Annotated in this window: 13 protein-coding genes; 12 read left to right on the top strand and 1 reads right to left on the bottom strand. The window is 39.6% G+C overall.

Annotated elements, in window-relative coordinates; genetic code table 11:
* Window positions 1-4: 4 nt before the first annotated feature.
* The 12 genes from J8L85_RS13210 to J8L85_RS13155 all read left to right on the top strand — a co-directional run bounded on the left by J8L85_RS13210 (window position 5) and on the right by J8L85_RS13155 (window position 14,555).
* The gene (locus J8L85_RS13210; protein WP_211017910.1) at window positions 5-1,198 is read left to right on the top strand and encodes an Nramp family divalent metal transporter; all 1,194 of its coding nucleotides are present in this window, start codon (window positions 5-7) and stop codon (window positions 1,196-1,198) included.
* The gene (gene pxpA, locus J8L85_RS13205) at window positions 1,199-1,942 is read left to right on the top strand and encodes a 5-oxoprolinase subunit PxpA (RefSeq protein WP_211017908.1); all 744 of its coding nucleotides are present in this window, start codon (window positions 1,199-1,201) and stop codon (window positions 1,940-1,942) included.
* Window positions 1,939-2,676 carry a 5-oxoprolinase subunit PxpB gene (gene pxpB, locus J8L85_RS13200; RefSeq protein ID WP_211017906.1) on the top strand — a complete coding sequence of 246 codons (738 nt, stop codon included), beginning with the start codon at window positions 1,939-1,941 and terminating at the stop codon, window positions 2,674-2,676. Before pxpA ends, pxpB begins: the two co-directional genes overlap by 4 nt.
* Window positions 2,669-3,508 carry a biotin-dependent carboxyltransferase family protein gene (locus J8L85_RS13195; RefSeq protein WP_211017904.1) on the top strand — a complete coding sequence of 280 codons (840 nt, stop codon included), beginning with the start codon at window positions 2,669-2,671 and terminating at the stop codon, window positions 3,506-3,508. The genes pxpB and J8L85_RS13195 overlap by 8 nt, the downstream gene beginning before the upstream one ends.
* Before the next feature lie 393 nt (window positions 3,509-3,901).
* Window positions 3,902-5,584, top strand: a complete 1,683-nt coding sequence (ilvD, locus tag J8L85_RS13190) for a dihydroxy-acid dehydratase (protein ID WP_211017902.1) — start codon at window positions 3,902-3,904, stop codon at window positions 5,582-5,584.
* A 27-nt stretch (window positions 5,585-5,611) separates the two neighbouring features.
* Window positions 5,612-7,345, top strand: a complete 1,734-nt coding sequence (gene ilvB / locus J8L85_RS13185) for a biosynthetic-type acetolactate synthase large subunit (RefSeq protein WP_211017900.1) — start codon at window positions 5,612-5,614, stop codon at window positions 7,343-7,345.
* A gap of 3 nt (window positions 7,346-7,348) precedes the next feature.
* Window positions 7,349-7,927, top strand: coding sequence for a class I SAM-dependent methyltransferase (locus J8L85_RS13180; protein ID WP_211017898.1), 579 nt, complete (start codon window positions 7,349-7,351; stop codon window positions 7,925-7,927).
* 89 nt (window positions 7,928-8,016) lie between these two features.
* Window positions 8,017-8,544 carry an acetolactate synthase small subunit gene (gene ilvN, locus J8L85_RS13175; RefSeq protein ID WP_211017896.1) on the top strand — a complete coding sequence of 176 codons (528 nt, stop codon included), beginning with the start codon at window positions 8,017-8,019 and terminating at the stop codon, window positions 8,542-8,544.
* Window positions 8,545-8,601: 57 nt separating this feature from the next.
* Window positions 8,602-10,077, top strand: a complete 1,476-nt coding sequence (ilvC, locus tag J8L85_RS13170) for a ketol-acid reductoisomerase (RefSeq protein WP_211017894.1) — start codon at window positions 8,602-8,604, stop codon at window positions 10,075-10,077.
* Between the two features lie 80 nt (window positions 10,078-10,157).
* A complete protein-coding gene (gene ilvA / locus J8L85_RS13165; RefSeq protein WP_211017892.1) occupies window positions 10,158-11,408 on the top strand; it encodes a threonine ammonia-lyase IlvA in 1,251 nt (416 codons plus the stop codon).
* Between the two features lie 149 nt (window positions 11,409-11,557).
* Window positions 11,558-13,138: an NADP-dependent glyceraldehyde-3-phosphate dehydrogenase gene (locus J8L85_RS13160; RefSeq protein ID WP_211017890.1), complete on the top strand. Its 1,581-nt coding sequence runs from the start codon at window positions 11,558-11,560 to the stop codon at window positions 13,136-13,138.
* Window positions 13,139-13,361: 223 nt separating this feature from the next.
* Window positions 13,362-14,555 (top strand): MFS transporter, encoded by a 1,194-nt coding sequence (locus tag J8L85_RS13155; RefSeq protein ID WP_211017888.1) that lies wholly within the window; start codon window positions 13,362-13,364, stop codon window positions 14,553-14,555.
* Window positions 14,556-14,622: 67 nt separating this feature from the next.
* On the opposite strand, the gene leuB is transcribed toward J8L85_RS13155, so the two are convergent.
* Complete coding sequence (gene leuB, locus J8L85_RS13150; protein ID WP_211017887.1) at window positions 14,623-15,678, bottom strand: 3-isopropylmalate dehydrogenase; 1,056 nt, start codon at window positions 15,676-15,678, stop codon at window positions 14,623-14,625.
* Between the last annotated feature and the right edge of the window lie 6 nt (window positions 15,679-15,684).

Below are 15,684 nucleotides of genomic sequence, written 5' to 3'. Positions count from 1 at the left end.
ATAAATGTTCAAGAAAATTGGTCCAGGAGTTTTGGTCGCGGCGGCTTTTATTGGTCCGGGTACGGTTACGGCGTGTACCTTAGCGGGGGTTGAGTTCGGTTATTCTTTATTGTGGGCCATGCTCTTATCTATAATTGCCACCATGGTGCTTCAAGAGATGTCGGCCAGGTTGGGGATAGTTACTCAAAAGGGGTTGGCAGAGGTCATAAAAAGTGAATTTAAAAATAAGTGGATCCAAAATACCGTGATTGTAATAATTCTGGCAGCGGTGGTTATTGGCAACGCGGCCTATGAAGCAGGTAACATAGGAGGAGGTAGTTTAGGATTGGAAGCCATTTTTGGTGCTACCTATATAGTGTATTACCCATTTTTGATAGGTGGGCTTGCTTTCTTGTTATTATACCTGGGTAATTATAAGGTATTGGAAAAGGCTTTTGTGGTATTGGTATTGATCATGAGTCTTTCGTTCGTGTTAACTGCGGTTATTACCAAACCCAATATTATAGAAGTGGTCAAAGGTTTGTTTGTGCCAAAGGTTACAAGTGAGAACCTACTTACCATTATTGCTTTAGTGGGTACTACGGTGGTTCCATATAATTTATTTCTTCATGCCTCTCTAGTTAGTGAGAAATGGAAATCTAAGAGCGATTTGAGAGCTTGTAAGAGAGATACTTTTGTGTCTATTGCCATAGGTGGCTTTGTATCTATATGTATTATAATATCTGCAGCATCCATAGATGCCGTTAAGGTACGTACCGTAATGGATATGGCTAAAGGATTGGAGCCTTTATATGGGGCGGGGGCAAAATATTTTATGGGAGTCGGGTTGTTCGCGGCCGGGGTTACATCGGCAATAACCGCTCCATTGGCCGCGGCTTATGTTGCCGCAAGTTGCTTTGGATGGGAGAATGGATTTAAGAACAATAAATTCAGAATGGTTTGGATGACAATACTGGGATTGGGCGTCTTTTTCTTATTTTTTGGGATTAAGCCCATAGAGGTAATCAAATTTGCTCAAGTTGCAAATGGTATTCTTTTGCCGTTAATAGCGATATTTCTTTTATGGGTCGTGAACAGAGGTGCTGTTATGGGGGTATACAAGAACAGTCTATTTCAAAATGTATTGGGATTGACTATTGTATGTTTATCCATCTTATTGGGGGTAAAGAGTATTTTAAAGGTTTTTGATTTATTATAAATGGATAAATTTTATGTAGATATAAACTGTGATGTGGGCGAAGGTGTAGAAAATGAGGATAAGCTTTTTCCTTTTATTTCTTCTTGCAGTATTGCATGTGGTGGGCATGTAGGTAATAAAGAGACTATGGCTGCAACCGTGGCATTGGCAAAAGCCAACAATGTAAAAGTAGGGGCCCACCCTGCTTACCCCGATCCGTTGAATTTTGGCAGGGTTTCTATGAGCATTTCAGAGAAAGCGCTTGTAGCAAGTATTCGAGAGCAAATATCGGAGTTGCAAGACATATGTATGTATAAAGGAGTGGGGCTTGGGCATATTAAACCGCATGGCGCACTCTACAACGATATTGCCAAAGATGAATCTTTGGCCGAAGTGTTTCTAAGGGCTATTGAACCATATAGGTCCCATTTATTTTTATATGTACCTTATGGTTCTAAAATTGAAGCTTTGGCAAAAGCAGAGGGTTTTAAGATAAAAAGAGAGGCTTTTGCGGATAGAAATTATAACAATGATCTGAGCCTGGTTTCAAGAAATAACGAAAACGCCCTTATCAGAGACCCTAAAGAGGTCTTGGGGCATATAGGACTTATTGTAAAAGAACATAAGGTTAGTACTGTATCAAAAGATGTAAAGACCCTTTCTGCAGATACTTTTTGTGTACACGGTGATACTCCTGAAGCATTGCAAATATTGATGTACCTTTCAGAGGAAATGCCCGGCCAACATATATTCTTGAAAAAATGAATCACGCACCTATTAAAATTAAACCCTATGGCGAGCACGCCATTTTAATAGAGTGGCCAGATAAGGTAGACGAGGCCATTCTTGATAGTATTATCCAATTTGACGATTACCTAAAAAACCACTGTTTGTCAAATGGGGTATGGGAAACCGTAACGGCCTATAACTCTTTACTTTTGGTGAACCAGTTAGAACGAATAGATTTCATAACTTATAAAAAGAAAATAGGGGAATGGTACACTAATTTAGAAATAGGCAATAAAAAAGAACAAATACTATGGAAGCTACCGGTATCATATGATCTGGATTTTGGAATAGATTTGGAAGAGGTGGCACAAAAAGCGGGAAAAACAGTGCCTGAGATCATAGAGCTACATACGAGTCATGTATATACCGTATATGGTATAGGCTTTTTGCCAGGCTTTATGTATTTGGGCGGGCTGCCAAAAGAGTTGGAAGTTTCTAGAAAGGCAGAGCCTCGATTACAGGTAAAAAAAGGAGCTGTAGGAATAGCGGGCAAACAAACAGGAATATATCCCCAAGACTCTCCCGGAGGTTGGAACATTGTAGGAAGCTGCCCCATTCCCATTTTCGATGTTAATAAAGAGCATCCTTGTTTTGTTAGTGTGGGTGATAAAATTCAATTTCAACAGATTACCATGGCGGAGTACAACCTGCATAAAATAGAAACCGAGGTAGGTATTTATAAACCAGAAAAAATTGTTTTAAATGCTTAAGGTCTTAAAATCGGGTTTTTATACCAGCGTTCAAGATTTGGGAAGGTTTGGTTACAGAAACAAAGGCGTTCCTGTGTCTGGGGTCATGGATCATATTTCGGTAAAAAAAGCAAATTCGCTTTTGGAAAATAAAGATACGGATGCCGTACTAGAAATTACGATGACCGGACCTACATTGATTTTTGAAAAAAGCACGTTTATAGTTTTGGCAGGGGCATCTATGTCGGTAACGTTGAACAATGAACCGGTTCGTAACTATAAAATATATGAAGTTCATGAAGGCGATATTCTTTCTTACGGTAAGTTAAACAAGGGGTTTAGGGCCTATCTGGCCATCAAGGGAGGTTTCATGACGGATCCAGTGCTATCAAGTAGATCGTTTTATGTTCCTATAAACCAGGTAAATAGGCTGAAAGACGGTGATAACATACCTTATGATGGAAACAATGATTTTACACCAAAGATCTCTGAGATAAAAACAGATAGTTTTCTAGAGGAAACAATTTTAGAGGTATATAAAGCTCCAGAATTTGATCTGTTAGACGATAGACAGCTAGAAAGTTTGTTCTCTAAAGATTTTTCCATATCTAAACAGAACAATAGAATGGCCTATCAATTAAAAGAAAATATAGTAGGGTTGGAGTATAGTATGTTGACCTCTGCTACCTTGCCGGGAACCGTGCAATTAACACCATCGGGTAGATTGATCGTGCTTATGAAAGATGGGCAGACAACGGGTGGGTATCCAAGAATACTGCAATTGTCCGATAAGGCCATCTCCATTTTGGCCCAAAAAAGAGAAGGAAACAATGTATCCTTTAAACTGATATAATTGTTATGTTTTAAACAAAATTTTAAAAATTAATATTGATATGGTGTCGGTGTTTTCAAAATTTTGATGTACTATTGTTTCATGAATATGAACAAAATATTAATCAATGTGGTCATTATTATTCCTGAACAGGAATGATATAGATTTTTTATTGATTTAAAAACCTGTATCAGAAAACTCCGATACAGGTTTTTTTTTGTGCAATGTTCAATATCTTGATTTATTGGATATGATATAAAAAGAATACCTAATAACTTGATTGTTAGTTGTTTAGGTGTATTTTAGCAAAATTGAATTTGGATCTGTCGTAATGGATAAAAAAACGGCGCATTTTAAACTTTTATCTTTGATTAAGACCTATTATAAAATTGATATAAGCATACTAGAATTAATATGGAATTAAATAAATACAGTAAAAGTGTAACCCAAGATCCTACATTACCGGCAGCGCAAGCAATGTTGCATGCCATTGGTTTAACAGACGAAGATTTGCAAAAGCCATTGATCGGTATAGCTAGTACGGGTTATGAGGGCAATCCTTGTAATATGCACTTAAACGATTTGGCGCTTCATGTAAAAAAAGGTGCTGAAAAAGCTAATATGGTCGGACTGATTTTTAACACGATAGGGGTCAGTGATGGTATATCAAATGGTACTCCTGGTATGCGTTTTTCCTTACCATCAAGAGATATTATCGCCGATTCTATGGAAACTGTTGTGGAAGCCATGAGTTATGATGGTTTAATTACCGTTGTAGGTTGTGATAAAAATATGCCAGGGGCCCTAATGGCAATGTTGAGGTTGAACAGGCCTTCTATCTTGGTGTATGGAGGTACTATTGCTTCTGGTTGCCATAATGGTAAAAAATTGGATATAATTTCTGCTTTTGAGGCGTATGGACAAAAGGTTGCCGGAACCATAGATGAAGCGGAATATAAAGAAGTTGTGCATAAAGCATGCCCGGGAGCAGGAGCCTGTGGTGGTATGTACACGGCAAATACCATGGCTTCTGCTATAGAAGCTTTGGGCATGTCGTTGCCGTTCAATTCATCCAACCCCGCAGTGAGTAATGGAAATATTAAGGAAGAAGAAAGTAAAAAAGCCGGGGAGGCCTTGCGTTTTCTTTTAGAAAAAGACCTTAAACCTTTAGATATCGTCACAAAAGAATCTTTAGAAAATGCCTTTAGATTGGTAACGGTATTGGGTGGCTCAACAAATGCCGTACTTCACTTTTTGGCAATAGCCAAAGCTGCAAAATTGGATTTTACATTAGAAGATTTTAAAAGAATAAGTGATAATACTCCTTTATTGGCAGATTTAAAGCCTAGTGGAAAATATTCTATGGAAGATTTGCATGGGGTAGGAGGTATACCAGGGGTATTAAAATATATGTTGGACAATGGCATGCTTCACGGCGACTGTCTAACGGTTACAGGTAAGACCTTGGCCGAAAATTTAAAAGACGTTCCGAACCTAATAGACGGACAGGAAATTATTAAGACACTTGATAATCCGGTAAAGGAAACCGGGCATATTAGAATATTGTTCGGTAACCTTGCTACAGAAGGGGCCGTTGCTAAAATCACCGGTAAAGAAGGTCTTTCGTTTAAGGGTACCGCCAATGTTTTTGATAGCGAAACAGCCGTAAACGAGGGTATTAAAAACGGTAAGGTTAAAAAAGGGGACGTTGTCATCATTAGATACGAAGGCCCTAAAGGGGCGCCGGGTATGCCAGAAATGCTGAAACCTACATCTTCTATTATGGGGGCCGGGCTAGGTAAAGACGTTGCATTGATTACCGATGGGCGTTTTTCTGGTGGTTCTCATGGTTTTGTTGTGGGGCACGTAGCGCCCGAAGCTCAAGTAGGTGGTAATATTGCCTTGGTCGAAAACGGCGATATTATCTCTATCGATGCGGTCAACAATACCATCAATATTGAAATCTCTGAAGAAGAACTGTCAAAAAGAAGAGAGAAATGGGTGGCTCCTAAATTAAAAGCTGAAAGAGGAATTTTATACAAATATGCCAAAACCGTATCATCGGCCTCCAAAGGTTGTGTAACCGATGAATTTTAGGTTCGAGCATATTATTAATACTTTGATATGGAAACATTGAAAGAAAAGAAGGCAAAAGAGTCGACCCAACAAACCATTAAGATAAGTGGAGCAGAAGCGATTATACATTGTTTGCTGGCAGAAGGTGTAGATATATTATATGGTTACCCCGGGGGTGCCATTATGCCTGTATATGATGAATTATATAAGTTTCAAGATAAACTTACCCATATACTTACAAGACATGAACAAGGTGCGGCCCATGCTGCCCAAGGGTATGCAAGGGTATCGGGTAAAGTAGGGGTGGCCATGGCAACCTCTGGTCCTGGCGCTACCAATTTGGTAACTGGGCTTGCAGATGCCCAAATAGACTCTACCCCAATGGTATGTATTACGGGGCAGGTAACAAGGGAGTTGTTAGGGTCCGATGCATTTCAAGAAACGGATATTATCGGAATTTCTACCCCTGTGACCAAATGGAACTATCAAATAACCAGTGCTGCCGAGATTCCTGAGATTATGGCCAAGGCCTTTTATATCGCAAAATCGGGTCGCCCAGGTCCTGTATTGGTAGATATTACAAAAAATGCTCAGTTCGAGGAGTTCGATTTTAGTTATACAAAATGTACCGCTGTCAGAAGTTACGTAGCAACTCCTAAACCGGATATAAAAGCGATAGAAGCAGCTGCGGAACTTATTAATAACGCAAAAAAACCTTTTATTGTTTGGGGGCAGGGCGTTATACTTGGCAAAGCGGAAGAAGAGCTTAAAACCTTGGTGGAAAAGACGGGCATACCTGCGGCATGGACCATAATGGGGGCCTCTGCCTTAGATTCCGATCATCCTTTAAATGTAGGTATGGTTGGTATGCACGGTAACTATGGACCTAATTTGCTTACCAATGAGTGCGACGTACTAGTAGCTATCGGAATGCGATTTGATGACCGTGTTACGGGTAGGTTGGAAGATTATGCAAAACAGGCAAAAGTCATCCATTTTGAAATAGACCCGGCAGAAATCAATAAAAACGTACACGCAGATGTACCCGTTTTAGGGAATGCCAAAGAGACTTTAGAATTATTGTTACCGTTGGTAGAATCAAATTCGCACGTAGATTGGCACAATATTTTTAAAGAAAAGTATCAGATAGAGTACGATACGGTCATTAAGAATGACATCCATCCTACTAAGGAAGGGTTGACTATGGGAGAGGTCATAGAAGAAATTAATTTGGCATCCGACCAAAAAGCTGTTATCGTTACAGATGTGGGGCAGCATCAAATGATCGGTTGTAGATATGCCAAGTTCAAGGAATCTAAAAGTAATATTACTTCTGGAGGATTGGGAACTATGGGATTTGCTTTACCTGCGGCCATTGGTGCCAAAATGGGCGCTATGGATAGGGAAGTGGTTGCGATAATAGGTGATGGTGGTTACCAGATGACCATCCAAGAATTAGGGGTTATTTTCCAACACAATGTTCCGGTTAAGATCGTGGTGCTTAATAATGATCATTTGGGGATGGTAAGACAATGGCAAGAGCTGTTCTTTGACCGCCGTTATGCATCAACGGTTATGACCAATCCAGATTTTGTAAAAATAGCCGAAGGGTATCATATAGAATCCAAAAGGGTGAGCGAACGAAAAGATTTGAAAAAGACCATTCAAGAAATGATAGCTTCTGAGAATCCATATTTCCTTGAGGTAAAAGTAGAGAAAGAAGATAATGTGTTTCCTATGATTCCTTCTGGTGCGGCCGTTTCAGAAATTAGATTAAAATAATCGATGAACGATACCAACATTCAGGATATCCCTAAAATTTATGGAGACTTGCAACGTAAGTCCAAAGAGGTGGGTTTTAATATGCCGTCCGATTTGTACACCGGTACGTTGTTGAAGACTTTGGTAAGTTCTAAGCCAAGTGCCAACATTCTAGAATTGGGTACGGGTATTGGTTTAAGTTTATCTTGGATGATCGATGGTATGGACGAAAAATCCAGGTTAACGACCGTAGACAATGATTTCCGATTAACAGAAATAGCAGGGTCTTATTTTGGAAACGACAATAGGGTCGACATTGTATGTGAAGATGGTGAACAATGGATCCATGGGTATACGGGCGACAAGTTCGATTTAATTTTTGCAGATGCGTGGCCGGGTAAATATGGACAGATAGAAGAGATATTAAATCTATTGAAAACAGGTGGTTTTTATGTGATCGATGATATGTCCGAACAACCTAATTGGCCAGAGGGGCATCAAGAAAATGTGGATGGTTTAATAAAGTATCTGGAAAAAAGAGAAGATCTGGTGTTGACCAAATTAGATTGGTCTACTGGTGTAGTGGTGGTTGTTAAAAAATAAGGACCATTGTTTTTCGGTATCATAGATAAAATAAAATAAGTATAGGTTATAGCTACGATGATAAGTGGCGTATTTTTAGAAATTGAATTATGAAAAAAGAATGGTTTACTATTTCGGTCTATTCTGAGAACAACGTGGGGTTGTTAAATAGGATTTCGGGAATATTTTTAAAAAGACATATCAATATAGAGAGTTTAAATGTATCAAAATCGGAAATAGATAATGTTTCGAAATTTACGATCGTGGTACATACGACCGAGAAATGGGTCCGTAATATTGTAGGGCAGATAGAGAAGCAAATTGAAGTGATAAAGGCCTTTTATCACATAGATGACGAAACCATCTATCAAGAATCGGCCTTGTTCAAAATCGCCTCTAATTTATTGTTCGATGAACGTCAGATCCAGAATATTATAAAAGAGAGCAATTCACAGATCGTGACCGTATCACGTGACTTTTTTGTGCTAGCGAAGAGCGGTAGAAGGTACGAGATCGATGAGATGTACGAAATGCTAAAACCTTTCGGAATTATGCAGTTTGTTAGATCGGGGCGTATATCGGTAAGTAAGGAGGTAATGCAGATATCCGCATTGCTAGAGGAGTTTCAACATAATTAATTAATAAATAACTAAATCAATTCCCTTTCGGGAAAGAACATTTAAAAACAATTTAAAATGGCAAATTATTTTAATACGCTATCATTAAGAGACAAACTGAAGCAACTGGGACAATGTAGGTTTATGGATCCTTCTGAGTTCTCTGATGGTGTGACTGCCTTAAAAGGAAAGAAGATTGTTATCGTAGGGTGTGGAGCTCAAGGTTTAAACCAAGGTTTGAACATGAGAGATTCCGGTCTTGATATTTCATATGCCTTGCGAGATGCGGCAATTAAGGAAAAAAGGCAGTCTTATATAAATGCTACCGAGAACGGGTTTACTGTGGGTACATACGACGAATTGATCCCAAGTGCCGATTTAGTAATTAACCTTACGCCAGACAAGCAGCATACCGCTGTAGTAGGTGCGGTTATGCCATTAATGAAAAAAGGAGCAACCTTGTCTTACTCGCATGGTTTTAATATTGTAGAAGAAGGTACGCAGATCCGTAAAGATCTTACCGTAATCATGGTAGCACCAAAAAGTCCCGGTTCTGAAGTACGTGAGGAGTATAAAAGAGGATTTGGAGTACCAACATTGATTGCCGTACACCCAGAGAACGATCCTGAAGGTAAGGGATTGGAGCAGGCCAAAGCATATGCAGCAGGTACTGGTGGACATAAAGCAGGTGTGTTGGAATCTTCTTTCGTGGCCGAGGTAAAATCGGATTTAATGGGAGAGCAAACCATTCTTTGTGGATTGTTGCAAACGGGAAGTATTCTTTGTTTCGATAAAATGATCGAAAAGGGTATTGATCCCGGCTATGCTTCAAAATTGATCCAATACGGATGGGAAACCATTACCGAAGGAATGAAATATGGTGGTATTACCAACATGATGGATCGTTTGTCGAATCCGGCCAAAATAAAGGCATTTGAGCTTTCTGAAGAATTGAAGGACATTATGCGTCCACTTTTTCAAAAACATATGGACGATATTATGACCGGTCATTTTTCTAAAACAATGATGGAAGACTGGGCCAATGATGATAAAAATCTATTGACCTGGCGAGCAGCTACCGGAGAAACGGCTTTTGAAAAAACTCCGGCCGGTGACGTTGAAATATCAGAACAGGAATTTTATGATAACGGTGTTTTAATGATCGCCATGGTTAGGGCAGGTGTAGAACTAGCGTATGAAAGTATGACGGAATCCGGTATCATCGGTGAGTCGGCTTACTACGAATCATTGCACGAGACTCCATTGATCGCCAATACGATCGCAAGAAAGAAATTGTTCGAAATGAACCGTGTAATTTCCGATACGGCAGAGTACGGTTGTTATTTGTTCGATCATGCTTGTAAGCCTTTATTGGCCGATTTTATGAAGAAAATAGATACGGACGTTATAGGCAAAAAATATGGAGAAGGAGAAGACAATGGCGTTGACAATGCTAAACTTATAGCGGTGAACAAAGTGCTTCGCGATCACCCAGTAGAAATAGTAGGAGCAAGACTGCGTGCTTCTATGACGGCGATGAAGCCTATTGTATAAATATTATAGAAATTTGGCCCTGTCGGGTTTTTAGAACGTTCTTAAACGAAAAACACTAAATATACGACAGGGCTTTTGTTATGAATTATTTTCCGAACATTGAAGATATAAAAAAGGCGGCGGCAACCATAGCTCAAGTAGCTGAGGAAACTCCGCTTATGCCCAGTATTAGGCTTTCTAAGGCCTATGATGCCAATGTGCTCCTTAAAAGGGAAGATCTACATAGGGTACGCTCCTATAAAATTAGGGGAGCTTTTAATAAAATAAGCTCACTTTCAGATGAAGAGCGTAAAAAAGGAATTGTTTGTGCGAGTGCCGGCAACCATGCCCAAGGTGTTGCTTTCGCTTGCAACCATTTAAAGATAGAAGGTACGGTATACATGCCTTCCGTTACTCCAAAACAGAAAGTAGAACAGACAAAAATGTTTGGCGGTGAATGGGTGACCGTGGTATTGGACGGCGATACCTTCGATGATTCCTCTAAGAGTGCAAAAAAGTTTTGCGAAGACAACCATAAAACCTTTATTCATCCTTTTGACGATCCCAAGGTAATACAAGGGCAGGGTACGGTAGGTTTAGAACTGTTGAGCCAGTTTAAAGAACCTATAGATTATATATTCGTCGCTATTGGAGGAGGTGGATTGGCCTCTGGCCTTATAGGTGTTATAAAAGAACTGTCACCAAATACAAAAATTATTGGGGTAGAGCCAGCAGGGGCGCCATCCATGAAAACTTCTATTGATAACGATAAGAATACCGAACTTTCTAAAATAGACAAGTTTATAGATGGTGCAGCTGTACAAAAAGTAGGAGACCTTACTTTTGAAATCTGTAAAAACGGGCTTCATGATATGGTAACGGTGGCCGAAGGAAAAGTGTGCCAAACGATTTTAGATCTTTATAACAGAGATGCTATCGTGGTAGAACCTGCAGGTGCATTGACCATTACGGCGTTGGATATGTTTTCTGAGGAAATTAAGGGAAAGAACGTTGTTTGTGTGCTTAGTGGTAGTAACAATGATATTACCAGAACTGCAGAAATAAAGGAAAGGGCATTACTTTATGGTAAACTGAAACATTATTTTATTGTTCGTTTTCCACAACGACCTGGAGCGTTAAAGCAATTTGTAGCCGAAATTTTAGGGCCCGATGATGATATTACCCATTTTGAGTACTCCAAAAAATCCAGTAGGGAGAATGCCCCGGCCATTGTTGGGGTAGAATTAAAGACGCCCGATGATCTTGGACCATTGATCCAGCGGATGAAAACCAATAATTTTTACGGGGACTATCTGAACGATAAACCAGACCTTTTTCAATATTTGGTGTAATGCTTAACAATTTTCATCTCTTTTATGAGAAATAGATGTACTGCTTTTATTTAATTTTTTCATAACCTACACTAATTCGATAATTACGTATTTTCGTTATAGTTACATGAGCGATAAGGGGTAAACTAAGAGATTAAACCATTTTAAAAATGAAGACAATACCTGAAGAATATCAAATAAAAGAAACTATAGATCAGAGGCAGTATTTGGTAAATGGAGAATTAAAGGCATGGGAAGGGAAGACCACAGAAGTATTTTCTACGATATCCTCTACGGAAAAGTACCAGCCTACGTTGTTGGGCAGTATTCCCGATATGGGAGAGCCAGAAGCTCTAGAGGCGTTGGACGCGGCCATGAACGCATACAACAGAGGGCAGGGGCTGTGGCCTACCATGCACGTAAAGGACCGTATCGAGTGTATGGAGAATTTTGTGCGTCAAATGAAGACCAAGCGTGAGGAAATCGTAAAACTTTTGATGTGGGAAATTGGAAAATCATTACCCGATAGTGAAAAAGAATTTGATCGTACCGTAGATTACATAAACGATACTATTGAGGAGTACAAGCAGTTGGATAGAAATTCTGCCAACTTTCAAAAGAACGATGGTGTTTATGCCCATATAAAGAGAGGTCCTTTAGGGGTGGTACTTTGTCTTGGGCCATATAATTACCCGCTGAACGAAACGTTTGCATTGCTTATTCCCGCCATTATTATGGGAAATACTACCATTTTTAAACCAGCAAAACATGGTGTTCTATTAATTACTCCGTTGTTGGAAGCTTTTAAAAGTAGTTTTCCAAAAGGTGTGGTAAATATTCTTTTTGGTAGGGGAAGAGCCGTGGCGGCCCCTATTATGCAAACAGGTAAGGTAGATGTACTTGCGCTTATCGGAAACAGTAAGTCGGCCAATGCCCTACAAGAACAGCATCCTAAAAGCAATAGATTACGATTGGTCTTGGGCTTGGAAGCAAAAAATCCGGCTATTGTACTTCCCGATGCGGATTTAGATCTAACCATAGATGAATGTATTGCTGGTACCTTGTCTTTTAATGGGCAGCGATGTACCGCTCTAAAAGTAATCTATGTACATGAAGATATTAAAGATGAGTTTGTTAAGCGATATACAAAACGGGTAGACGAGCTCAAATTTGGTAATCCATGGGATGATGGGGTAAAATTAACGCCGCTTCCAGAACCTGGAAAACCAGATTATATTCAAGAGCTTATAGATGATGCATTGGAAAAAGGAGCAAAAATCAAGAATAAAAAGGGTGGACAGCGTTACGATAATTATATATGGCCTGCGGTACTATACCCCGTGAACAAAGAGATGCGGGTATATCAAGAAGAACAGTTCGGACCTGTGGTGCCTATAGTTTCCTTTTCTGATATAGAAGAGCCATTGGACGATATGGCAGAAAGTAACTATGGCCAACAGGTGAGTCTTTTTGGAAAAGATGTATATACATTGTCTCCATTGATAGATACGTTGGTGAACCTTGTTTGTCGTGTTAATCTTAACAGCTCATGTCAACGTGGTCCAGATGTGTATCCTTTTACCGGTAGAAAAGACTCTGCGCAATCTACTTTAAGTGTACATGATGCCTTAAGATCATTTTCTATACGAACTTTTGTTGCATTTAAGGACAATGACCTAAATACCGAAACAATACAGCAGTTATTGGAATCAAAATTGTCCAACTTCGTAAGTACCGATTATATTTTATAATAGATATCCAATTCATATACAGAGGCCGAAACTGATCAGTTTCGGTCTTTTTATTTGATTTTCAGTAATATATGTGATTTTAACCAAAATTAACCTAAAACTAATACTGAAGGTTAATATTCCATAGAAATTAGTTAATTGACGAACGATACTTCCAATTTTTCGTCTATAACTTTGCCCTGTGTAAGCATGGTTGCATAGTGCCATGATAAAAAAAGAAGTTATGAATATAGAACCATCAAATAAAAAAGCATTACTGGCCTTGGCCATAGGAGGCTTTGGAATCGGTCTCACTGAATTTGTGATAATGGGAATCTTGAGCGAAGTTTCAAATGCCTTGCAAATTAGTATATCTGAAGCAGGGCACTTTATTGCCGCCTATGCTTGTGGAGTGGTTGTAGGAGCTCCTTTATTGACAAGTATAGGGTCTAAACTATCGCCAAAGAAAATGTTGTTCTTGTTAATGGTATGGTTTACCGTTTTTAATACCCTTTCTGGGTTGGCGACCAATTATACCAGCTTATTGGTATTACGTTTCTTTTCGGGAATTCCGCACGGTGCCTTTTTTGGAATTGGGGCCGTAGTAGCTATGAAACTTGCAAAAAAAGGAAAATCGGCGCGAGCGATTGCCATTATGTTTTCTGGTTTAACAATAGCAAATGTTATAGGGGTGCCGATCGGAACTTACATTGGACAACAATTTAGTTGGGGAACATCCTTTTTTATGGTCGGGGTCGTAGGCTTATTGGCTATGACGACAGTATACTTGTGGATGCCCAAAATAGAGGCCTCTAAAGAAACCCCGCAAATTAAAATACTAGAAGGACTTAAGAACAAAGAACTATGGGCCATGATAGCTTTGACGACGATTGGTACGGGCGGATTTTTTGCTTGGTACAGTTATATATCGCCATTAATTACCGATGTCGCCGGATTAAGTGAGAATTTTGTGAGTTATGCCATGATGCTTGCCGGTCTGGGGATGGTAGTAGGTAATTTTATCGGTGCTAAGATGGCAGAAATCTTTTCTCCGCTAAAGGCCGTGATCATTAGCTTGTCGGTTATGTCCATCATTTTGGTGCTAAACGTTGTAATTGCAACCAACCCCTATTTATTATTGGCGTTTACCTTTGTGATCGGTGTGGTTTCGTTTACCGTTTCAACACCTATTCAAATGGCCATTATAAATACGGCAAAGGGATCAGAAATGCTAGGTTCGTCAATGAACCAAAGCGCATTTAATATGGGGAATGCTTCAGGAGCTTATTTGGCAGGGTTGCCAATGGTTTTTGGGTACGATGTGGTGTACTCTAGTTTGGCGGGAGCCATATTGGCAAGCTGTGGAGTTGTTCTTGCAATATCTATTTTGGTATACAGAAGACAAAAGGCTGCAAAGTGCAGAAAGTTAGCACTTTAGTTTAAAATACATACGAATAAAAAAGCCCGATGTTTTTTACATCGGGCTTTTATATAGATAGGTTTCCTTATACATTTTTTGCCAACCAATCACCTACCTCACTGGTCTTATATGATTTGGCATCTTCAGAAAGGTCTTCTGTAACTACACCTTCCGCTAAAGATTTATTTACTACTCGGCGAATATCGTCGGCTTCTTTCTGTAGTCCAAAATCCTCAAAAAGCATAGCAGCGGAAAGTACGGTGGCCAGTGGATTGGCAATGTCTTTTCCTGCCGCCTGTGGGTACGAACCGTGAATAGGTTCGTATAATTTTGCTTTTTCACCTATAGAAGCTGAAGGCATTAATCCCATAGATCCAGAAATAACCGAGGCTTCGTCGGTCAGGATATCTCCAAAAAGGTTTTCGGTGATGATTACGTCATATCCTTTTGGCCATTGTACCAATCTCATGGCCACGGCATCTACAAATTCATACGTAACTTCTACCTCTGGGTATTCTTTTTCCATGGCCTGTACCGTTTCTCTCCATAAACGGGAAGATTCCAATACATTGGCCTTATCTACACAGCAAAGACGTTTAGAACGGCTCATGGCCATTTCAAAACCTTTTTTTGCCAAACGTTGTATTTCTGCACGGGTATAGGTCATGGTGTCAAAAGCTGTATTACCATCATCTTTTCTTCCACGTTCCCCAAAATATACCCCACCTGTCAATTCTCTAAGAATAATAAGGTCTGTTCCTTCGATACGTTCACGTTTTAAAGGCGATTTATCTATTAGGGAAGGAAAGGTAAATGTAGGTCTCACATTAGCGAAAAGACCTAATTTTTGTCTCATTTTCAGTAGGCCTTGTTCTGGGCGTACTTTTGCTGAAGGATCGTTATCGAACCTTGGGTGACCAATGGCCCCGAAAAGAACGGCATCGGCATTTACACAAATTTCATGTGTTTCATCTGGGTATGGTTCGCCAACGGCATCAATGGCAGCCGCACCTGTTAAAGCAGGTTTCCAAGTTATATCATGATTGTATTTATTGGCAATTGCATCACAGACCTTAACTGCTTGATCAATTACTTCGGGTCCTATTCCGTCTCCTGCTAAAAGTGCAATGTTTAGTTTCATTATAGT

It is taken from the genome of Maribacter sp. MMG018 (genome assembly GCF_018100785.1).
Lineage (GTDB): Bacteria > Bacteroidota > Bacteroidia > Flavobacteriales > Flavobacteriaceae > Maribacter.
Note: the sequence above shows the minus strand (reverse complement) of the source record. Positions and strands in the feature narration are given on the sequence as shown.